This window comes from Streptomyces solicamelliae (assembly GCF_045348655.1).
GTDB lineage: Bacteria > Actinomycetota > Actinomycetes > Streptomycetales > Streptomycetaceae > Streptomyces > Streptomyces solicamelliae.
Genome location: NZ_CP160404.1, coordinates 6,546,332 through 6,564,075, shown reverse-complemented (window position 1 = coordinate 6,564,075; position 17,744 = coordinate 6,546,332). Strand labels below are relative to the sequence as shown.

The 17,744-nt window shown below is 71.7% G+C and carries 25 protein-coding genes; 16 read left to right on the top strand and 9 right to left on the bottom strand.

Annotated elements, in window-relative coordinates:
* Nucleotides 1–79 precede the first annotated feature (79 nt).
* From egtA to egtD, 4 genes are read left to right on the top strand one after another with little or no spacing between them, the layout of a single operon-like run.
* Nucleotides 80–1,366, top strand: a complete 1,287-nt coding sequence (egtA, locus tag ABZO31_RS30285) for an ergothioneine biosynthesis glutamate--cysteine ligase EgtA (protein ID WP_406864513.1) — start codon at nt 80–82, stop codon at nt 1,364–1,366.
* The gene (gene egtB / locus ABZO31_RS30280) at nt 1,363–2,679 is read left to right on the top strand and encodes an ergothioneine biosynthesis protein EgtB (protein WP_406864512.1); all 1,317 of its coding nucleotides are present in this window, start codon (nt 1,363–1,365) and stop codon (nt 2,677–2,679) included. Before egtA ends, egtB begins: the two co-directional genes overlap by 4 nt.
* The gene (egtC, locus tag ABZO31_RS30275) at nt 2,679–3,437 is read left to right on the top strand and encodes an ergothioneine biosynthesis protein EgtC (RefSeq protein ID WP_406864511.1); all 759 of its coding nucleotides are present in this window, start codon (nt 2,679–2,681) and stop codon (nt 3,435–3,437) included. Before egtB ends, egtC begins: the two co-directional genes overlap by 1 nt.
* A complete protein-coding gene (gene egtD / locus ABZO31_RS30270) occupies nt 3,434–4,399 on the top strand; it encodes an L-histidine N(alpha)-methyltransferase (protein ID WP_406864510.1) in 966 nt (321 codons plus the stop codon). Before egtC ends, egtD begins: the two co-directional genes overlap by 4 nt.
* On the opposite strand, the gene ABZO31_RS30265 is transcribed toward egtD, so the two are convergent.
* From ABZO31_RS30265 to ABZO31_RS30255, 3 genes are all read right to left on the bottom strand, one after another.
* On the bottom strand, nt 4,294–5,238 hold the full coding sequence (locus ABZO31_RS30265; protein WP_406864509.1) for a lysophospholipid acyltransferase family protein: 945 nt from the start codon (nt 5,236–5,238) through the stop codon (nt 4,294–4,296). The genes egtD and ABZO31_RS30265 overlap by 106 nt on opposite strands.
* 5 nt (nt 5,239–5,243) lie before the next feature.
* Nucleotides 5,244–6,020 (bottom strand): GNAT family N-acetyltransferase, encoded by a 777-nt coding sequence (locus tag ABZO31_RS30260; protein WP_406864508.1) that lies wholly within the window; start codon nt 6,018–6,020, stop codon nt 5,244–5,246.
* A 183-nt stretch (nt 6,021–6,203) separates the two neighbouring features.
* On the bottom strand, nt 6,204–7,454 hold the full coding sequence (locus ABZO31_RS30255; protein ID WP_406864507.1) for an extracellular solute-binding protein: 1,251 nt from the start codon (nt 7,452–7,454) through the stop codon (nt 6,204–6,206).
* Nucleotides 7,455–7,634: 180 nt separating this feature from the next.
* Between ABZO31_RS30255 and ABZO31_RS30250 the strand changes: the two genes are divergently transcribed.
* Nucleotides 7,635–7,850 (top strand): dodecin, encoded by a 216-nt coding sequence (locus ABZO31_RS30250; RefSeq protein WP_406864506.1) that lies wholly within the window; start codon nt 7,635–7,637, stop codon nt 7,848–7,850.
* 223 nt (nt 7,851–8,073) lie between these two features.
* Here ABZO31_RS30250 and ABZO31_RS30245 read toward each other — a convergent pair whose 3' ends face one another.
* The 5 genes from ABZO31_RS30245 to ABZO31_RS30225 form a co-directional block, all read right to left on the bottom strand.
* A complete protein-coding gene (locus ABZO31_RS30245; protein WP_406864505.1) occupies nt 8,074–8,337 on the bottom strand; it encodes a DUF6213 family protein in 264 nt (87 codons plus the stop codon).
* The gene (locus ABZO31_RS30240; RefSeq protein ID WP_406864504.1) at nt 8,334–9,407 is read right to left on the bottom strand and encodes an iron-containing redox enzyme family protein; all 1,074 of its coding nucleotides are present in this window, start codon (nt 9,405–9,407) and stop codon (nt 8,334–8,336) included. The genes ABZO31_RS30245 and ABZO31_RS30240 overlap by 4 nt, the downstream gene beginning before the upstream one ends.
* Nucleotides 9,404–9,724 (bottom strand): CDGSH iron-sulfur domain-containing protein, encoded by a 321-nt coding sequence (locus ABZO31_RS30235; RefSeq protein ID WP_406864503.1) that lies wholly within the window; start codon nt 9,722–9,724, stop codon nt 9,404–9,406. Before ABZO31_RS30235 ends, ABZO31_RS30240 begins: the two co-directional genes overlap by 4 nt.
* Before the next feature lie 125 nt (nt 9,725–9,849).
* Nucleotides 9,850–10,563, bottom strand: coding sequence for a HemK2/MTQ2 family protein methyltransferase (locus ABZO31_RS30230; RefSeq protein ID WP_406864502.1), 714 nt, complete (start codon nt 10,561–10,563; stop codon nt 9,850–9,852).
* Nucleotides 10,564–10,568: 5 nt separating this feature from the next.
* The gene (locus tag ABZO31_RS30225; RefSeq protein ID WP_406864501.1) at nt 10,569–10,934 is read right to left on the bottom strand and encodes an STAS domain-containing protein; all 366 of its coding nucleotides are present in this window, start codon (nt 10,932–10,934) and stop codon (nt 10,569–10,571) included.
* 589 nt (nt 10,935–11,523) lie between these two features.
* Between ABZO31_RS30225 and ABZO31_RS30220 the strand changes: the two genes are divergently transcribed.
* Nucleotides 11,524–11,865, top strand: a complete 342-nt coding sequence (locus ABZO31_RS30220; RefSeq protein WP_406864500.1) for a MarR family transcriptional regulator — start codon at nt 11,524–11,526, stop codon at nt 11,863–11,865.
* A 63-nt stretch (nt 11,866–11,928) separates the two neighbouring features.
* Here the strand turns inward: ABZO31_RS30220 and ABZO31_RS30215 are convergent, their stop codons facing one another.
* A complete protein-coding gene (locus tag ABZO31_RS30215; RefSeq protein ID WP_406864499.1) occupies nt 11,929–12,084 on the bottom strand; it encodes a hydrophobic protein in 156 nt (51 codons plus the stop codon).
* A 163-nt stretch (nt 12,085–12,247) separates the two neighbouring features.
* Here ABZO31_RS30215 and ABZO31_RS30210 point away from each other — a divergent pair, with 163 nt between their 5' ends.
* From ABZO31_RS30210 to ABZO31_RS30165, 10 genes are read left to right on the top strand one after another with little or no spacing between them, the layout of a single operon-like run.
* Complete coding sequence (locus tag ABZO31_RS30210; protein WP_406864498.1) at nt 12,248–12,619, top strand: gas vesicle protein; 372 nt, start codon at nt 12,248–12,250, stop codon at nt 12,617–12,619.
* 31 nt (nt 12,620–12,650) lie between these two features.
* A complete protein-coding gene (locus ABZO31_RS30205) occupies nt 12,651–13,121 on the top strand; it encodes a gas vesicle structural protein GvpA (RefSeq protein ID WP_406864497.1) in 471 nt (156 codons plus the stop codon).
* Nucleotides 13,121–13,831, top strand: coding sequence for a GvpL/GvpF family gas vesicle protein (locus tag ABZO31_RS30200; RefSeq protein WP_406864496.1), 711 nt, complete (start codon nt 13,121–13,123; stop codon nt 13,829–13,831). The genes ABZO31_RS30205 and ABZO31_RS30200 overlap by 1 nt, the downstream gene beginning before the upstream one ends.
* Before the next feature lie 54 nt (nt 13,832–13,885).
* On the top strand, nt 13,886–14,143 hold the full coding sequence (locus ABZO31_RS30195) for a gas vesicle protein GvpG (protein ID WP_406864495.1): 258 nt from the start codon (nt 13,886–13,888) through the stop codon (nt 14,141–14,143).
* Nucleotides 14,144–14,165: 22 nt separating this feature from the next.
* Complete coding sequence (locus tag ABZO31_RS30190) at nt 14,166–14,684, top strand: hypothetical protein (RefSeq protein WP_406864494.1); 519 nt, start codon at nt 14,166–14,168, stop codon at nt 14,682–14,684.
* The gene (locus ABZO31_RS30185; protein WP_406864493.1) at nt 14,677–15,789 is read left to right on the top strand and encodes an SRPBCC family protein; all 1,113 of its coding nucleotides are present in this window, start codon (nt 14,677–14,679) and stop codon (nt 15,787–15,789) included. Before ABZO31_RS30190 ends, ABZO31_RS30185 begins: the two co-directional genes overlap by 8 nt.
* 27 nt (nt 15,790–15,816) lie before the next feature.
* On the top strand, nt 15,817–16,287 hold the full coding sequence (locus ABZO31_RS30180) for a gas vesicle protein (protein ID WP_406864492.1): 471 nt from the start codon (nt 15,817–15,819) through the stop codon (nt 16,285–16,287).
* A gap of 4 nt (nt 16,288–16,291) precedes the next feature.
* Nucleotides 16,292–17,098, top strand: coding sequence for a GvpL/GvpF family gas vesicle protein (locus ABZO31_RS30175; RefSeq protein ID WP_406864491.1), 807 nt, complete (start codon nt 16,292–16,294; stop codon nt 17,096–17,098).
* On the top strand, nt 17,095–17,346 hold the full coding sequence (locus tag ABZO31_RS30170; protein ID WP_406864490.1) for a gas vesicle protein: 252 nt from the start codon (nt 17,095–17,097) through the stop codon (nt 17,344–17,346). The genes ABZO31_RS30175 and ABZO31_RS30170 overlap by 4 nt, the downstream gene beginning before the upstream one ends.
* Nucleotides 17,330–17,740 carry a gas vesicle protein K gene (locus ABZO31_RS30165; protein WP_406864489.1) on the top strand — a complete coding sequence of 137 codons (411 nt, stop codon included), beginning with the start codon at nt 17,330–17,332 and terminating at the stop codon, nt 17,738–17,740. Before ABZO31_RS30170 ends, ABZO31_RS30165 begins: the two co-directional genes overlap by 17 nt.
* Nucleotides 17,741–17,744: the final 4 nt, after the last annotated feature.

Here is a 17,744-nt window from a genome sequence, read left to right as displayed (position 1 = left end):
CCGGCGCTCCGGGGGCGCTCTTGCAGGGCTCTCGGCAGTGGCTTTAGGTGGATGCAGAGCCTTCCACAGGAGGATCAGAATGTCGCCTGGCGACCGCACCGCCGGTGCACCACAGCTGCCGCAGGACCGACCGCTGACCGAGGACGACGCGGAGGACCTGCTGCGGTGCATCTGTTTCAAGACCGGCCCACCCCGCACGGTCGGGGCCGAGCTGGAGTGGCTGATACACGGGCGGCCACTGCCGCAGCTCCCCGTCCCCGGACCCCGGCTCGCCGCCGCGCTCCGCGCCGTCCGGGACCGACCGCTGGTCTCGGCGCTCACCGTGGAACCAGGTGGGCAGCTGGAGCTCAGCTCGCCGCCCGCCGCCTCCCTCATGGAGTGTCTGGACCTCCTCTCCGCCGACCTGGCCGTCGTCCGCGACACCCTGCGCCCGCTCGGCCTCGACCTGAACGGCCAGGGCGTCGACCCGTGGCACGCGCCGCGCGAGCGGATCCTGCGCGAACCCCGGTACGACGCCATGGAGGCGGCCCTCGCCCGCACCGGGCCCTCGGGCCGGGCCATGATGTGCGACTCGGCGTCCGTGCAGGTCTGTCTGGACGCCGGCCACGAGGAGCCGGGCCCGCGCGGCCACCACCGCCGCTGGCAGCTGGCCCATCTGCTCGGCGCGGTCCTGGTCGCCGCGTTCGCGAACTCCCCCGTGTACGGAGGACGCCGGACCGGCTGGCGCTCGACCCGGCAGGCGCTCTGGGCAGAGCTGGACCCGGTGCGCACGCTCGCGCCGGACCCGGGGAGCGATCCGCGGGCCGCCTGGGCGTCGCACGTGCTGGACGCGCCGGTGATGTGCATCCGCGCCGAGGACGGGCCCTGGGCCGTACCGGAGGGGCTGACGTTCCGGGAGTGGCTGCGGTCGGGGCGGCCCCGGCCGCCGCTGCCCGGCGACCTGTCGTACCACATGACCACGCTGTTCCCGCCGGTCCGGCCGCGCGGGCACCTGGAGCTGCGGATGATCGACGCACAGCCGGGCGAGGACGGCTGGCGGGTGCCGGTGGCGGTGACCACGGCGCTGTTCGACGATCCGGCGGCGGCGGAGACCGTCCACCGGGCGGTGAAGCCGCTGGCGGAGATCGCCGGGCCGCAGCCCGCGCCGCGCAACCCGCTCTGGCTGAACGCGGCCCGGCACGGCCTGACCGACCCGGAGCTGCACGCCGTCGCACTCGTCTGTTTCGAGGCGGCGCTCGACGCGCTGCCGCGGATCGGCGCGACCACCGAGGTGGTCGACGCGGTGGCCGCGTTCCACGACCGCTATGTCCTGAGGGGCCGATGTCCCGCCGACGACGTGACCGACTCGAAGGAGGTGCTGTCATGACGACGGTCGACGAGACGGGCCTGCGGCAGCGCGCGCTGGACGCCCTGCAGACCGCCCGACACCGCACCTCGCTGCTGACCGACTGCGTGGACGACGGCGAACTCACCGCCCAGCACTCGCCGTTGATGTCCCCGCTGGTGTGGGACCTGGCGCACATCTCCAACCAGGAGGAGCAGTGGCTGTGGCGGGCGGTCGCCGGCCGGAGTGCGCTGCGCCCCGAGATCGACTCGATCTACGACGCGTTCGAGCATCCGCGGTCGGAGCGGCCCACGCTGCCGCTGCTGCCGCCCGCGGAGGCGCGCGCGTACGCCGCGGACGTCCGCACCCGGGTCCTGGACGTGCTGGACGGCACGGCCCTGGAGGGCGGGCCGCTGGTCGACTCGGCCTTCGCGTTCGGCATGATCGCGCAGCACGAACAGCAGCACGACGAGACCATGCTGATCACCCATCAGCTCCGCAAGGGGCCCGCCGCGCTCCACGCTCCCCCGCCGCCCGCGGACGGCGCGGACGAGCTGCTGCCGGCCGAAGTCCACGTGCCCGGCGGCCCGTTCACCATGGGCACCTCGGACGAACCGTGGGCCCTGGACAACGAACGCCCGGCGCACACCCGGATCGTCCCCGCGTACTTCATCGACACCGTGCCCGTCACCAACGGCGCCTACCTGCGCTTCATCGCCGACGGCGGCTACACGGACCGGCGCTGGTGGCGGCCGGAGGGCTGGGCGCAGATCCGGCAGCACTCCGTCGCCGCGCCGCTGTTCTGGCGGAAGGACGGCGGGCAGTGGCTGCGCCGCCGGTTCGGCGTCGAGGAGCCGGTGCCGGAGGACCAGCCGGTGGTGCACGTCTCCTGGTACGAGGCGGATGCCTACGCCCGCTGGGCGGGCCGCCGGCTGCCCACCGAGGCCGAGTGGGAGAAGGCGGCCCGGCACGACCCGGCGACCGGCCGCTCACGCCGCTATCCGTGGGGGGACGCGGACCCGGAGCCCGGCCACGCCAACCTGGGGCAGCGGCATCTGAGTCCGGCGCCGGCCGGCAGCTATCGGGAGGGCGGGTCGCCGCTCGGGGTGCGGCAGCTCATCGGAGACGTGTGGGAGTGGACGAGCAGCGACTTCCTGCCGTACCCCGGGTTCCGGGCGTTCCCGTACAAGGAGTACTCGGAGGTCTTCTTCGGCAGCGAGCACAAGGTGCTGCGCGGTGGTTCGTTCGCCGTCGACGCGGTCGCCTGCCGGGGGACCTTCCGCAACTGGGACTACCCGGTGCGCCGGCAGATCTTCTCCGGCTTCCGCACCGCCCGTGACGCGGAGCCGTCCTGATGTGCCGTCATCTCGCCTACGTGGGCGAGCCGGTGGCGCTCGGCGTGGTCCTCTCGGACCCGCCGCACGGTCTGCTGCGCCAGTCCTGGGCGCCGCGCTGGCAGCGGTACGGGACGGTGAACGCGGACGGTTTCGGCGTGGGCTGGTACGCGGCCGGCGACCCGGTCCCGGCCCGGTACCGCCGCTCCGGGCCGATCTGGTCCGATCTGTCGTTCGCGGACCTGGCGCGGGTGGTGCGCTCCGGCGCACTGCTCGCCGCGGTCCGCGACGCCACCCTGCCGGGCGCGGACGGGGAGGCCGCGGCGGCCCCGTTCGCCGCCGGGCCCTGGCTGTTCAGCCACAACGGGGCGGTGCCGGGCTGGCCCGACTCGCTCGCCAAGGTGGCCGCGGGGCTGCCCTCCGCGGAGCTGCTGGCGCTGGAGGCGCGTACCGATTCGGCGCTGCTGTGGGCGCTGGTGCTGCACCGGCTCCGGGCCGGCGACGAGCCGGGCCCGGCGCTGGCCGGGGCGGTACGGGCGGCGGCCGGGGCCGTGCCGGAGGCCCGGCTGAACCTGCTGCTCTGCGACGGGCGGTCGGTCTGGGCGACCGCCTGGGGGGACACGCTCTGGTACCGGTCCGACGCGGCCGGCCGGGGCACGGTCGTGGCCTCGGAGCCGTACGACGACGACCCGGGCTGGCGCGAGGCGCCGGACCGGACCCTGCTGACCGCGACCCCCGCCGAGGTCTTCCTGTCCCCGATCGAGGAGCCGTCCCCGTGAGCCCGTTCCAGCTGACCCGTACCCTCCCCGAGGACGCCACGGAGGCCGATCTGCGCGCCGATGTCCTCAAGGGGCTGTCGAGCACCCCCAAGGAGCTGCCGCCGAAGTGGTTCTACGACGCCCGCGGCAGCGAGCTGTTCGAGGAGATCACCCGGCTGCCCGAGTACTACCCGACCCGCGCCGAGCGGGAGATCCTGATCGAACGCGCGCCGCGGATCGCCGCCGAGACCGGGGCGCGCACCCTGGTGGAGCTGGGTTCGGGCTCGTCGGAGAAGACCCGGTTCCTGATCGACGCGCTGCTGCCGGACCTGGACACGTACGTGCCGGTGGACGTGAGCGAGTCGGCGCTGACGGGCGCGGCCGAGTCGCTGCTCGCGGAGCGGCCGGGGCTGCGGATCCACGCACTGATCGCGGACTTCACGCGGGGCCTGGTGCTGCCGCCGTCGCCCGGGCCGCGGCTCGTGGCGTTCCTGGGCGGCACGATCGGCAACCTGCTGCCCGCGGAGCGCCGCGCGTTCCTGGGGGCGGTCCGGGCGGTCATGGCCCCCGGGGACTCGCTCCTCCTCGGTACGGACCTGGTGAAGGACGAGGCGACGCTGGTCGCGGCGTACGACGACGCGGCGGGGGTGACGGCCGAGTTCAACAAGAACGTGCTCGCGGTGATCGCCCGGGAGCTGGGCGCGGACGTGGACCCGGCGGACTTCGACCATGTGGCCGTGTGGGACCGGGAGCACGAGTGGATCGAGATGCGGCTCCGGGCCCGCCACGCGCTGACCGTGAAGATCCCCGAGCTGGATCTGGCAGCGCAGTTCGCGGCGGGCGAGGAGCTGCGGACGGAGGTCTCGGCGAAGTTCCGTCAGGAGGGTGTGCGTGCGGAGCTGGCGGCGGCCGGCCTGGAGCTGTCCCAATGGTGGACGGACCGGAAGGGCCGGTTCGCCCTCTCGCTGGCCGAGGCCCGCTGAAGCGGGACGACCGCGGCGGGGACCGTGAGACGGCCCGTGACCGCCTGCTGGGCGGCGCGGGCCAGGGCCCGCCGGTCGGGGTGGGCGTCCGCCGGGATCAGCGGCAGCACGGTCAGTTCGGCCGTCAGGGCACGGGCCCGGGCGATCCGCAGGAGCGAGGCGATCAGGGAGTCGTCGGCGACGAAGGCGGCCGGTCCGTGCGGCCCGTACACGAGCCGTACGGGCTGGACGGCCGCGCCGGCGTCGAGCGCGGCCTGGAAGGCGGCCGGCCGGAAGCGGCCCTGGGCCCGGCCGCACCAGGTGGAGCCCTCGGGGAACACCACGACCCGGGCGCCGCCGGCGAGGGTGCCGGCGATCTGCCGGACGGTGCCGGGCAGGGCACGCAGCCCGTCCCGGTCGAGGAACAGGGTGCCGCCGCGGGCGACGAGCGGCCCGAGCACGGGCCAGTGGCGGATCTCCTTCTTGGCGACCATGCGGCCGGGCAGCACGGCCGCGATCAGCGCGATGTCCAGCCACGAGACGTGGTTGGCGACGACGAGCAGCGGTCCACCGGCCGGGGCCGGACCGCCGCGGACGACCGGGCGGACGCCGAAGGCCCGCAGTACGCACCGCGCCCACAGCCGGACGAGCGCGGCCCGCGCCGCGCCGGACACGGCGCAGGCGAGTGGCGCGCAGACCAGCCCGAGCAGCACGGCGGCGAGACCGGCGGCCAGCCGGACGGCCGCCCGGACCGGGCCGGCGACGGTCGCGGCGGGCCCGGGGTGGGCGGCGCAGTCTCCGGGTGTGCACGGCGCGGTGGGCAGCCACGGCGAGACGGCCGCCGCGGGTCTGACGGGCACGGCGGTCACTTCACCGGGGCGAGCGCGAGGAAGTGCCGCAGGTAGCGGGGGTTGGTGCGGCGCAGCGAGAGCAGCACGTACAGGTCGGCGACGTTGAAGTCGGGGTCGTGGGCGGGGGCGCCGCAGACCCAGGCGCCGAGCCGCAGGTAGCCGCGGAGCAGCGGCGGGAGTTCGGTGCGGCCCTCGGGGCGGGCGACGCCCTCGGCGGACCAGAGCTTGTGCGGGGTGACCCAGTACTCCTCGGGGGCGAGGTGCTTGGCCTTGACGGTGTCCCACGTGGCGGCGGCGAGACCGCCGCCGTCGCCGAGGGGGATGGAGCAGCAGCCGGCGAGCCAGGTGTGGCCGGTGCGGGTCATGTAGCGGGCGAGTCCGGCCCAGATGAGGGCGATGACCGCGCCGTTGCGGTGCGCGGGGTGGACGCAGGAGCGGCCGACCTCGACGAGGTCGTGCCGGACCGACGCGAGCCGGGAGAGGTCGAACTCGCTCTCGGAGTAGAGCCGGCCGGCGACGGCGGCGCGCTCCGGCGGCAGCACCCGGTAGGTGCCGACGATCTCGCCGGTGGCCTCCTCGCGGACGAGGAGGTGGTCGCAGTACGCGTCGAAGGCGTCGGAGTCCAGGCCGGGCTCCGGGCCGTCGAGGCGGGCGCCCATCTCGCCCGCGAAGACCAGGTGGCGCAGCCGCTGTGCGGCGCGGATCTCCTCCTGGTCGCGGGCGAGGGAGACCACGTACCGGGGTTCGGCGTCGGTGGGCGGGGCGACGGCGACTACGGACGATACGGACATGGCGTGATCCTCCGGCGTACGGAAGGGGACGGTGGCTGCGGGCCGCCGGGGTGCGGCGGCCCCGCTCCCTACTTCTTCCGTGACCGGCTGGATTCGACATGACGTCGTGGGGACCCTTGGATGTGCGACGGCTGAATGACCGGTTGGGCGGTCCGGGGTGGGGGTGTACCGGCCGTCACCGGGTCATTCGGCGAGGGTGCCGGAGATCTGCTGCGAGGCGCGGCGGGCGGCCCGGGCGGGGTCCTCGCCGTTGAGCACGGCGGTCATGTAGGGCTTGATCGGGTTGGTGGCCTCGACGTCGGCCCAGTGCGGCGAGGTGGGGGTGGCCCGGCCGCGGGCCGCGCCGGCGGCCATGGCGCGGGTGGCCTCCTGGCCCTCGACGACGCCGGCGAGGGTGGTCTTGTTGGGCACGTAGTTCATGGTGCGGGCCAGCTCGGTCTGCCACTCCTCGCCGGCGAGGGCCTTGACCACGTCGATGGCGGCGGCGCGCTCGGGGGCGTTGACCGGGACGATGAGGTCGGAGCCGCCGGTGAAGACGGCGCAGGGCTTGGCGGCCGTCTTGCCGGGGATCGGGAAGTAGCCGATCTTGTCGCGCAGTCCGGGGTTCTTCTTGAGGATGGCGGCGGTGATGCCGGGGGTGGCGATGATCTGCGCGACGTCGCCCTTGGCGAAGACGCCGGACTGCGGCGGGGTCTCCTCGTCGGCGCCCTTGGGGCCGGAGCCGAGGGACTGGAGCTCTTTGTAGAAGGCCATGCCGCGCAGGGCCGCGGGGCTGTCCAGGGCGCCTTCCCAGGTGCTGCCGTTGTCGACGGCGAGTTCGCCGCCCTCGTCCCAGATGAAGCCGGCGAGGGTGTACCAGTCCTGGCCGGCGAGGTAGATGCCCTGACTGCCGCTGCGGTTGAGCTTCTCGGTGGCGTCGGTCCACTGGGCGCGGGTGGCGGGGAGCTTGGTGACGCCGGCCCGCTCGAAGAGCTCCTTGTTGTAGACGACCACCCGGTTGGCAGCGTACCAGGGGATGCCGAACTGGGCGCCGTCGATGCTGCCGGGCTCGGCGAGGCCGGGCAGCCAGTGCTGGGAGCCGAGGTCGCGGACGGACTCCAGGGTGAGGTCGTAGAGCTTGTCCGTGTCGGCGTACCGGGCGACCTGGGTGTTGCCGACCTCGATGACGTCCGGGCCGCCGGGGCCCTCGATCGCCTCGGTGACCTTGGCGCCGATGCCGGTCCACTCCTGGATGGTGAGCTTCAGCTCGATCCCGGGGTGCCCGGCCTCGTAGGCGGTGGTGAAGCGTTCCAGGAACTCGTCGCTGGCGCTGTCCTTCATCAGCCAGACGCTGACGGTACGGGTGTCGGCCCGGTCGCCGGGGAGGACGCCGCAGCCGCCGAGCGCGAGGGCGGTCAGCACCACCAGGGGACGGACGAGGAGGCGGTTCTTCACGGGGTCACCTTTTGCGGACGGGGCAGGGGGAAGGGACCCGACGTGGGGGGCCGAACGCACGGTTCGCACGGGTGTCGCCTGGATTTTGGTCTGGACCAACGGGATGGTCAAGTCCCGGATCGCGGACCCGGCGGCTGTGCGGCACGGTGGGAGGTACGCATCGAGAGGAGCCGGACCCCCATGGCGAACCACACCTATCGCGTCACCGAGATCGTCGGCACGTCCACCGAGGGCATCGACCAGGCCGTCCGCAACGGCATCACCCGCGCGTCCCAGACCCTGCGCGGTCTCGACTGGTTCGAGGTCACCCAGGTCCGCGGCCATCTGGTGGACGGCGAGATCGAGCACTTCCAGGTCGGCCTGAAGGTCGGCTTCCGGCTCGAGGAGAACGACTGACGCGCCCGCCCGGGCCCCGACGCACGACCGGCCGCCTGCACCTCGGGTCGGCCGGTCGTGGTCGTCCACGAGCGGGCGGCCTGCGCCACCAGTTCCAGCTGCCCACGTTCCGGCAGGACGTCCACCACCCGCGGGGGACTCCCGCCCAGGCTGTGGGCCTGCCACTCAAGATCTTCAACGTCCACCCGCACAGCCTGGGCACCACCGTGAGTCGTCCTGCCTCTCAGTCCCTCCTGTCCTCCGCCGCGTCTTCTCCGTCCGCGTCCCGGAGCGGCATCAGCGCGATGCACTCGACGTCGATCTGGTCGGCGATCTCCATGAGGCCGGTCGCGAGATCCAGCACGGTCGCCGGATCGCGCTCCACCGCCCCCGACTCGGTGGTGTGCAGCCAGACGGCCGCCACGTGGCGCAGCAGGCCGGTCATCTGGTCGGCGCGGATCAGGAGATGATCGTCCTCGAGGTGCATGAAGGGCCCTCGCGAGGTCATGGAGTGCCTCCTCTCCCGTCCGGCCGCACTGTTGTCCGCATGGGATCCGGCAGGGGCGGCAGGGGGTGTCGGAGCGCCGTCCCGGCGGCTTCCCAGGCCGTGGTGACCGCGTCGGTGAGGGTGTCCTCCAGGAGGCTCGTCGCCTCGATGCCGAACACCACGTCGCCGGCGAGTCGCGGTTCGTCGTCCATCAGACCGCCGACGACTTCCCGGCGTACCAGTTGCTCATGTACCGCGTCGGCTTCCACGTGCTCGTCGTAGAAGTGGATCGCCGCCTCGCCCGCACCGATGCGCCGCATCGCCGCGACCATCCAGGACGACGCCGGGGAGGACGTCGCCTCCAGCACGGCGAAGTGTCCGACGAGGGCGCCGCGGCGTGCGCGGTGCAGGCCGAACAGGGACATCAGGTTGACGGTGGCGAGGGCCTCGGGCCCGACGAAGTCCAGGTAGCGACCATAGGCGGCGTCGAGTCCGAGGTCGCGCATGAGGTCGGCGTAGAGCCGCGCGTGCATGCGCTCGGCACGTCCGCAGCCGAATTCGTCGAACTGCACGGCCATCATGGCCGCCTTGGCCCGGCCCGAGAGCCTGGGCACCACCCACAGGTGGGGGTCCGCCTCCCGCAGCTGGTACACGGACCGCAGCACCGCGTACTCCCGCAGATGGGCCGACGTGCCCCGGCCGAGCAGGTACCGGGTGACCCCGCTCCCGTCCGCCGAGTCGGTCAGGACCGCCTGGAACGCCTCGTCGACACCTTCGTACCGTCCGCACCGGTCGCGCAGCGTCTGCTCGAAGCGGTGCTCCAGCGTGCCGCGCAGGCGCAGCAGATCCGGATCCCACTCCAGGTCGTCGGGCACTCCGGCGAAGCCCCTGTAGTGGAGTTCGTAGGCGAGATGAAGGGCCAGTTGCACGTCGTCGCCGAGGGGATCGGCGAGCGCCGCTTCCTTGGCGCCCGGGAGTCTTCGCCCGGACGACGTCAGGAACGCCGCCACCGCCTGTGACAGTTCGCCGCGCGGCCGGGGAAGTTCCGGCGCCGCAGCGGTACGCGCCGCGAGCGCCTGGGGCGCCCTCATGGCCCACCCTCCTTCCTCGCCGCCGTCGCTTCCGCGACCGCGGCCCGCGCCAGTGCGGCACGAGCCCGGCTCGGCGCGCCCCCGCGCCTCCGCGGGCGGTGATTGGTGTCGCAGAACGGCATCCGCAAGCTGCGGCGGCAGGTGCACAGGGCGACCACGGGCCGCTCGCACAGGCGCGTCTCTCCGTCGGGGAGGACGATCTCCACGGGGCCCTCGATCAGCAGCGGCCCGCCGTCCACGACGACGACGCGCCGGGCGTCGGCGGGCTCTCGCCTTCGCCACCCGGGGCCGTGCTCCCCCTGGTAGGCCACGCTCATGTCGCTCCCTCCGCTCGGGTACGCGATGTCATCGGGGCGACTGCCCGGAAGGGGCGTGGCTCATGTGCATCTGTCGTCGTCATTCGCGTGGGCCGGCCTGCCGCCCCTGGACCGGGCGGCGCGGGTCATCCTCCGGCGGGCCGCACCACCGGCCGAGGTGTCGTGCCCGCCTTCGCGCCGGCGGCCCCCGCGCGGACCGTTCGGATCACCACGAGCTCCTCGCTCCTGGTGCCGGGCGCCACCAGTCCCCTCTCCTCGAACCAGCCGGCCCGCGCCGTCATGACGGGGCCGAAGGGTTCACGTCTCCTCGCGACCACCCGGGCCGGGAGAAGACCTTCGCGACGGAGAGCGAGGAGGCTGGCCCCCACTCCGGCGAGCGAGGACTGGACGATCAGCAGTACTCCGTGCGGTGCAAGTATCGAGGGGATCAGGCGGCAGATCCTGTCCAGCAGGAGCCGGCCGTCCCGCCCGGCGTCCCAGGACCTGCCCCGGCCCCGCGTCGGCGCGCGGGACGAAGCGCTCGGTACATAGGGCGGGTTGACCGTCACGACATCGAATCGCTCCCCCGCGACGGGTGCCGCGAGATCTCCGCGCTTGATCCGGATCCGGGCACCGTGGAAACGCGCGTTGAACCGTGCCGCCGCCACGGCGGCGCGGGAGATGTCGATCGCCGTCACGTCCGCACCCACACGGGCGGCTGCGAGGGCCACCACGCCTGTCCCCGTGCACAGATCGAGCGCCCTGTCCCCCGGCCCCAGTTCCTCGCGGGCCAGGCAGTCCATCAGGAGCGCCGAATCGGCCTGGGGAGCATAGACACCGGGCGGTCGGATCAGTCTCATCGCGCTCATGGGACGCGGCCACCCGTCGGCACGGCCGGACCGAGACGGAAGAGCCCGGCGGAGCCGGTGAGTTCCAGCAGTCGCACCATCTGGTGGCTCGGGGCCGCCAGCGTGATGCTCTTGCCCGTTTCGAGGGCCAATTCCCTGGCGGCCAACAGCAGGTTGAGGCCGGTCGAGTCGCAGAACGACGAGTTCTGGAGGTCGACGACGACGGCGGTACCGTGCGGGGCCCGGGCGACGCCGTCGAGAAGCAAGGTCCGCAACTCGGCCGAGTGGTCCAGATCCATCTCGCCGCTCACCCGCAGCACGAGATTCTGCGGGACACGGCGGTCGGTTTCGGGGTGTGCTGTCTGCTCCTGTTCGGATGTCATGACGCACCTCCTCGTTACGACGGCGACTGCCCTGCCCCTGCGGTCCCATGCGGATCTTCCCCGGCGCGGGACACATGATGGCGCCCCGCCCACAGAGCGGCCTCCTCCACCTGGTCGGACGTGAGACGGGACTCCCGTTCCAGGTCGGCGAGACCGATACCGCGCGGATGTCTGGTGCGGGTCCGGATCAGGCGTTCCGCCCACAGTTCCGCCTCGACGAAGGGGCGTGCCCGCAAGGCGGTGACCGCCGCACTCAGGTGTGCGTCGGTGCAGGCCACGATCGGCCGCCGACCGTCATGCCACCCGTCGTCGGGATCGAGATAGGAGGAGTCCGGGGCGCGGGCATGCCACGACGACCCATCCGCCACTCGATCCCCGCAGTAGGCGCAGTAGTCACCCGCTCCGGCGCCCTCGAAAGAGGACGCTGTTCCAGGATTCATGGGGCCGCCTCCAGGGAAGCACCAAAAAAGCCGAGGCCGTCACTCCTGAGTGACGCCGTCTTCGATAAAAGTGTACGCCCGTCATTACACGAAATCATCTTCGGATATTTTTCAGGCGTCTCGCCCTCGTCACGAGGCATAGTTGACTCATGGGAGAAAACGGCCATGGATCCGACTGGACGTTCCTGACGAATCACGCCCGGGTCCTGCTGGCCATCGCCCGCGATCCCGGCATTCGGCTCCGCGACGTGGCGGATGTGTGCCGCCTGACGGAGCGCACGGTCCAGGCGATCGTCACGGATCTGGAGGATGCCCGATACCTCACGCGCAGCCGCGCGGAGGACGCGCGCCGTAACCGCTACACGATCGCCGCCGACGCCCCGTTCCGCCACCCCGCCGAAGCGGGCCACGAGATCGCCGGCCTGATCCAGCTCCTCGCCGGCCCGCCGGCCGAGGCGGATCGCGCCGCTCCCCACCAGGCACGGAAGTGAGACGCACAAAGCGTCCCGGTGCGCTGGGATGCAGCGCACCGGGACGCAGTACGGGCTCGCGCGTCACCATCGATACCAGCGGCGCTGGCTGCCACGGACGAAGAACCCCAGTATCCAGAGCACCAGTACCGCAAGGGCGATGTACCACAGCACCTCGACGGCGAAGCCTGCTCCGAAGAGCACGAGAATCAGGAGTAGTACGAGCAGAATCGGGATCATGGCGAGCCTCCTTGCGGTGCCGGTCGTCCACCGCGCACCTGCCCGCCCCACGCCGATGCATTCCTCGGGATCGTTGCAAGCGAGGAATGCGGGAATACTGAGGGACGGGGTGGGGCACAGTCAACCATCCGGAACCGCAAGCCGATTTTGACGGTGAGTCGTCGTGAAGAACACCGAGAACACCGAGAACACGGACGAACGCGAGAAGGACGACCGCGAGGAACGCGAACCCGACAACGACACCGAGAACACGTCGGAGGAACCCGACCGCGTGCCCGCCGCAGAGGCTCTTCGCAACGCGGTGCAAGAACTGTCCCAGCTCCTCGGGCGAGATCCCGAAGCGGTGTCCGCCCTGAAGCCGACGGATGCCGGCTGGACGGCAAAGGTCGAATTCGTCGAGATCGAGCGGATTCCGGAGACCACCAGCGTTCTGGCGAGTTATGAGGTTGCGCTGAGCCCTGACGGGCAGTTGCTGGGATACGAGCGCGGCAAGCGATATACGCGAGCTCAGGTCGACGATCAGAACGGCCGCTGAGCATGCCGCCCCTCGACCTGAGGGAGGAAACGTGTCTGTTGTGCAGCAGGGCGGCGCGACGCCCGCGCAAGGCGGGAGCACCGGAACCCTGTACGACGTTCTGGATCTGATCCTGGATCGCGGCCTCGTCATCGACGCATTCGTCCGGGTGTCCCTCGTGGGCATCGAGATCGCGAAGATAGACGCCCGGGTGGTCGTGGCGAGTGTCGACACCTATCTCCGCTTCGCCGAGGCGTGCAACCGCCTCGACCTCGAAAGCGGCAAGAAGTCCCCGGCTCAGCTCACGGACGTCATGGAGAAGACCACCGAGGGCGGAGCGAAGGGCAAGACCAAGGGCGCATTGACCGGGGCCGTCGAGGCCTTCACGGATTCCCTGGCCGGCGGGAGCGACGACGAGCAGGAGAAGGAGCCCCGCCGCGAGAGGCGGAAGCGCGAGGACGACGGCGCGCACGGCCGCGAGCGCCGGTCCGCGCGGCGATCCTCCGAGGAGGACGATGAGTGATGGCTCTCTACGTCTACGCCATAACGAAGGAATCGCACCCGCTCAATCTCGACGACCTGGCCGGCGTAGCAGGCGAGAAGTCGCGCGTGCGGGCCGTACGCGCGGAATCGCTCTGCGCCGTCGTGAGCGAGGCGCCGGAGGAGATCAGCGTGAGGCGCCCCGATGTCGAGGCACACCACGCGGTGCAGGAACGGCTGTGGGAGGACGGTCCCACGCTGCCGCTGGGCTTCGGTTTCGTCGCCCAGGACGAGGACGCGGTCCGCGCTGTTCTCGAGCAAGGGGCCGAGCAGTACGCCGAGCGCCTCGAAGCGCTCACCGACCGGGTGGAGTTCAACGTGAAGGGCCTTCAGGACGAGGACGCGGTCCTGCGGCAGATCGTGGACGAGATCGAACCGGTCCGGCGGCTCAACGATGCCACACGCGAGGGCGGTACCTACGAGGACCGGCTGGAACTCGGCAAGCTGCTCCACGACGAGGTACAGGCACGGCAGGCGGCACTCGCCGAGTCGGTCCTCGCCGCTCTGCATCCCCATGCGGAGGCGGAGCTCCTGTCGGAGCCGTCCCAGCAGTACTTCCTCAGTGCGTCGTTCCTGGTGGACCGGGGGCGGGCCGACGAGTTCTCGGAGGCGGCCGACGAAGTGGCCGGCGAGCAGCCCGAGGGAGTCGACATCCGGGTCCGCGGGCCGCTGCCGCCGTACAGCTTCGCCTGACCTCAGTCGTCAGGATCCACACGGAGAAAAGGCAGGTGGGACACCGTGGGACTCGTGGCAGAGATCCTGGCCCTGCCCGCAGCTCCCTTCCGGGGCGTCGCATGGGTGCTGGACAAGGTGGCCCGTGCCGCCGAGCAGGAGTACTACGACCCCGGACCGGTTCAGGAGGCGCTTGCCGGCCTCGAACGGGAGCGGGAGGAGGGCCTCATCGACGACGAGGAGTTCGAGCAGCGGGAAGAGCCGCTCATGCAGCGGCTCGAGGAGATCCGGGCCTATCAGCTCGGCAACGTCGGGCCGCCGGACGGCACTTAGCCGGGGCGAGGAGAGAAGCATCATGAACAACGCCGTGATCGGCACCGCTCTGGTCGGTGGTTACGTACTGGGGCGTACGAAGAAGGGGAAGCTGGCGCTGGGCCTGGCGATGGCGATGGCCGGGTCGCGGATCAAGCCTGTCCAGCTGGGCAAATCGCTCGCGAACTCGCCGTTCCTGAGCAATGTGAACGACCAGGTGCGCGGCGAACTCATGACCGCGGGCAAGTCGGCGGCCACGACGGTGCTCAACGCCAAGGCCGAGCACCTGGCGGACGCCCTGCACGACCGCACCGACGGCCTGCGCGAAGGCAGGGAGGAAGAAGCCACGGACGACGACGAGCACAAGGACGAGCACGAGGACGAGCATCAGGACGACGGCGACAAGCCGCAGCCGCGGAAGAGCTCTTCCTCCGGCCGAAGCACCGCTTCGGCGGAGAAGAAGCCCGAGGGAACGGCGAAGCGCTCGACACGGCGGACCTCCACGTCCGGAGCGTCGAAGAGCAGCCGTTCCGGAAGTACCAGGAGGAAGGACGATGGCTGACACGAAGGGTTCGGGACGAGGAGCCACGGGCACCAAGGACGCCGACCGCACCTCCGACGGATCCAGGACACAGAAGCTGCTGGACCAGAACCCCGGCGCCAACCGCCTGGCGGAGGAGTTCCAGTCGTACGTCCAGGCGCGCCTCGACAAGGCACTTACCGGCGTCGGCCATCGTGTCGGCGACGTGGCGGCCAAGGTGGGCGCGGCGCACATCGGCCCCCGAGAGGCGCTGCACGGCGCCAAGGCCGTGGCCGTGCACGCCAAGGACGCGGTCATGGACAAGATCACGTCCGACAGTTCGGACGAGCCACGCTCCTCGGCCGCGAACGCGGGCGACAAGAGCCTGACCGTCATCGAGGACATCGACGTCGGCGTTCCGGTCGAGCAGGCGTACAACCAGTGGACCCAGTTCCAGGAGTTCAGCCGGTTCGCCAAGGGGGTGGTCTCGGTCGATCAGGAGAACGAGACGACCACCCAGTGGCAGGTGAAGGTCGCGAAGTCGAGCCGGGCCTGGAAGGGGACCATCACCGAACAGGTCCCCGACGAGCGCATCGCCTGGACGTCCGAGGGAGCCAAGGGAACGACCCGAGGCGTGGTCACCTTCCACCCGCTGGGCGAGAACCTGACCAAGGTCCTGCTGGTCATGGAGTACTACCCGAAGGGCATCGTCGAGAAGACGGGCGCTCTCGTCCGGGCCCAGGGCCGACGCGCCCGGCTCGACCTCAAGGCGTTCCGCACGTTCGTGATGATGCAGGGCGAGGCGACCGGATCCTGGCGCGGTGAGATCCGCGACGGCGAGGTCGTCGCCGGCCCGGACGAGGACGAGGACGAGGAGCAGGACGAGGACGCCGACGAGACCGAGTACGACGACAGGGAGCGGGAAGACGCGGAGGACGACGCCGAGGACGCGTACGAGTCCGGAGAGGAACCGGAGGACGCGTACGAGGACGAGGCGCGCGAGACCGACGAGTACGACGAAGAACCCGAAGAACCCGAAGAGGAGGAGGACGAGGACCGATACGAGGACGACGAGGACGACGTAGACGAAGAGGCCGACGCGGAGGCGGAGGACCAACCCCGCGCCCGTCGAAGCCGAAAGAGCTGACGCCCAGGAAGCGAGGTCGAATCCGCCGTGGCTGCATCGGAGTCCGCCGGCCCCTCGGTCGCACGCCCCCTGACCCCGTACGGGCAGACACAGGGCGCGAACCTCGCCGACATCCTTGAACGGGTGCTCGACAAGGGCATCGTGATCGTCGGGGACATCAGGATCAACCTGCTCGACATCGAGCTGCTCACCATCAAGCTCCGGCTCCTCGTCGCCTCGGTCGACAAGGCCAGGGAGATCGGGATCGACTGGTGGGAGCACGATCCGGCGCTGTCCTCGCGGGCCGAACCCCGGCAGGAGCTGGAGAAGGAGAACAAGCGCCTGCGCGCCGAGCTCGAGGAGCTCAGGGCGCGGCCCAGGTCCCGCTCCGCACTGCCGGAGGGTTCGGCGCACCGCCGGCGCCGTCCGTCCGAGAAGGAGACCGAGCGGCGGACCGGACCGGAGCGGAGGGGCAGACGCGCAGAGGACGACAGCGAAGCCGAGGAACGCCGGGACTGACGTCATGAACGCAGAACTCAGCTACACGTACGCCGTCGTACGCCCGACCCCCGACCTGGCCGAGGGCACCCTGCCGGGGGTCGCGGGCGTCGCGTCGGGCGCGGTCCGGCTGGTCGGTGCGGCCGGTGTGGCGGCCGCGGTCGGATCCGTCCCGGAGAGCGACTTCTCCGAGGCGGCTCTGCAGGTCCGCCTGGAGAACCTGGCATGGCTCGAGCGCGTGGCACGGGCGCACCACGGTGTCGTGGAGTTCCTCGCGTCGCGCACGACCGTGCTCCCGCTCAGGCTGGCGACGGTCTACGTGGACGACGACCGGGTCCGCGACGTACTGCGCCGGGGCGCGGAGGCGTTCACCCGCATGCTGGACCGGTTCGCCGGGCAGGTGGAGTGGGGCGTGAAGGTCTACGCCGAGATCCCCCGCGAACCCGCCGAGCCGGACGACGACGAGGCGGACGCTCCCGATCCCGGCCGCTCCTACCTGCGGAAGCGCCGCCGGCAGCGCGCTGACCAGGGAGCCGCACGGTCCGCCGCGGCCGAGGCGGTGGAGAGGATCGAGGCGGCCGCCGGAGAGGTCGCCGTGGAGCTGGCGCGGCACCGCCCGCAGCAGGGCGAACTGGCCGTCGGGACGGGAGAGAACATCGCCAACGACTCCTACCTCGTGCCCGGGAAGCGGTCCGAGGAGTTCCGCGACCGCGTCCGGCGCTCGACCCGGGATCTGCAGGGGGTACGGGTCGAGATCACCGGGCCGTGGGCACCCTACTCCTTCGCGGTCCTCACGGAACCGGAGGCACCCGAGGGGGTGCTCCGACCGTGACGGCCCGCGACGAAGCCGAGCTCCCTCAGCGGCAGATCGCCCTCATCGACCTCCTGGACCGGCTGCTGAACGGAGGCGTCGTCCTGACCGGGGACCTGGTCCTGACGATCGCCGACATCGACCTGGTCAGAATCTCCCTGCGTGCCGTCATCGTCGCCGTCCAGGAGGACGGCCGATGGGCCCTCACCCCACTCGTGCCGGGTCATGCACGCGAGTTGGAGGGACCCCACGATGACCGGGCCCTCTGACCGCGCCGACTCCACCGGATCCGACCGGAGGCGCGAGGTCGCGGACGCCGCGCGACGGGCTTTCGCCCTGCTGCCGGCGCGTGCGGACGAGCTGTCGGCCGTCGACGACCGGACGGGTCTGCCCGCGCGCCGTCTCCACGCCGACCCGGAATCCGTGGAGCGTGACCTCGTCACTCTCGTGCTGACCATCGTCGAACTCCTGCGACAGCTGATGGAGCGACAGGCCCTGCACCGCGTGGACCAGGGAGACCTGACCGAGGAGCAGGAGGAGAGGCTGGGCCTGACGCTGATGCTCCTCCACGACCGGATGACCGAGCTCTGCGACCACTACGGGCTGACCCTGGACGACCTCAATCTCGACCTCGGACCGCTGGGTACGCTCCTGCCGCCGTGACGCC

Coding starts and splice junctions, on each gene's coding strand:
- egtA (WP_406864513.1), top strand. CDS start 80: ATGTCGCCTGGCGACCGCACCGCCGGTGCACCACAGCTGCCGCAGGAC.
- egtB (WP_406864512.1), top strand. CDS start 1,363: ATGACGACGGTCGACGAGACGGGCCTGCGGCAGCGCGCGCTGGACGCC.
- egtC (WP_406864511.1), top strand. CDS start 2,679: ATGTGCCGTCATCTCGCCTACGTGGGCGAGCCGGTGGCGCTCGGCGTG.
- ABZO31_RS30260 (WP_406864508.1), bottom strand. CDS start 6,020: ATGTCCGTATCGTCCGTAGTCGCCGTCGCCCCGCCCACCGACGCCGAA.
- ABZO31_RS30250 (WP_406864506.1), top strand. CDS start 7,635: ATGGCGAACCACACCTATCGCGTCACCGAGATCGTCGGCACGTCCACC.
- ABZO31_RS30245 (WP_406864505.1), bottom strand. CDS start 8,337: ATGACCTCGCGAGGGCCCTTCATGCACCTCGAGGACGATCATCTCCTG.
- ABZO31_RS30240 (WP_406864504.1), bottom strand. CDS start 9,407: ATGAGGGCGCCCCAGGCGCTCGCGGCGCGTACCGCTGCGGCGCCGGAA.
- ABZO31_RS30235 (WP_406864503.1), bottom strand. CDS start 9,724: ATGAGCGTGGCCTACCAGGGGGAGCACGGCCCCGGGTGGCGAAGGCGA.
- ABZO31_RS30230 (WP_406864502.1), bottom strand. CDS start 10,563: ATGAGACTGATCCGACCGCCCGGTGTCTATGCTCCCCAGGCCGATTCG.
- ABZO31_RS30225 (WP_406864501.1), bottom strand. CDS start 10,934: ATGACATCCGAACAGGAGCAGACAGCACACCCCGAAACCGACCGCCGT.
- ABZO31_RS30220 (WP_406864500.1), top strand. CDS start 11,524: ATGGGAGAAAACGGCCATGGATCCGACTGGACGTTCCTGACGAATCAC.
- ABZO31_RS30215 (WP_406864499.1), bottom strand. CDS start 12,084: ATGATCCCGATTCTGCTCGTACTACTCCTGATTCTCGTGCTCTTCGGA.
- ABZO31_RS30200 (WP_406864496.1), top strand. CDS start 13,121: ATGGCTCTCTACGTCTACGCCATAACGAAGGAATCGCACCCGCTCAAT.
- ABZO31_RS30190 (WP_406864494.1), top strand. CDS start 14,166: ATGAACAACGCCGTGATCGGCACCGCTCTGGTCGGTGGTTACGTACTG.
- ABZO31_RS30185 (WP_406864493.1), top strand. CDS start 14,677: ATGGCTGACACGAAGGGTTCGGGACGAGGAGCCACGGGCACCAAGGAC.
- ABZO31_RS30175 (WP_406864491.1), top strand. CDS start 16,292: ATGAACGCAGAACTCAGCTACACGTACGCCGTCGTACGCCCGACCCCC.
- ABZO31_RS30165 (WP_406864489.1), top strand. CDS start 17,330: ATGACCGGGCCCTCTGACCGCGCCGACTCCACCGGATCCGACCGGAGG.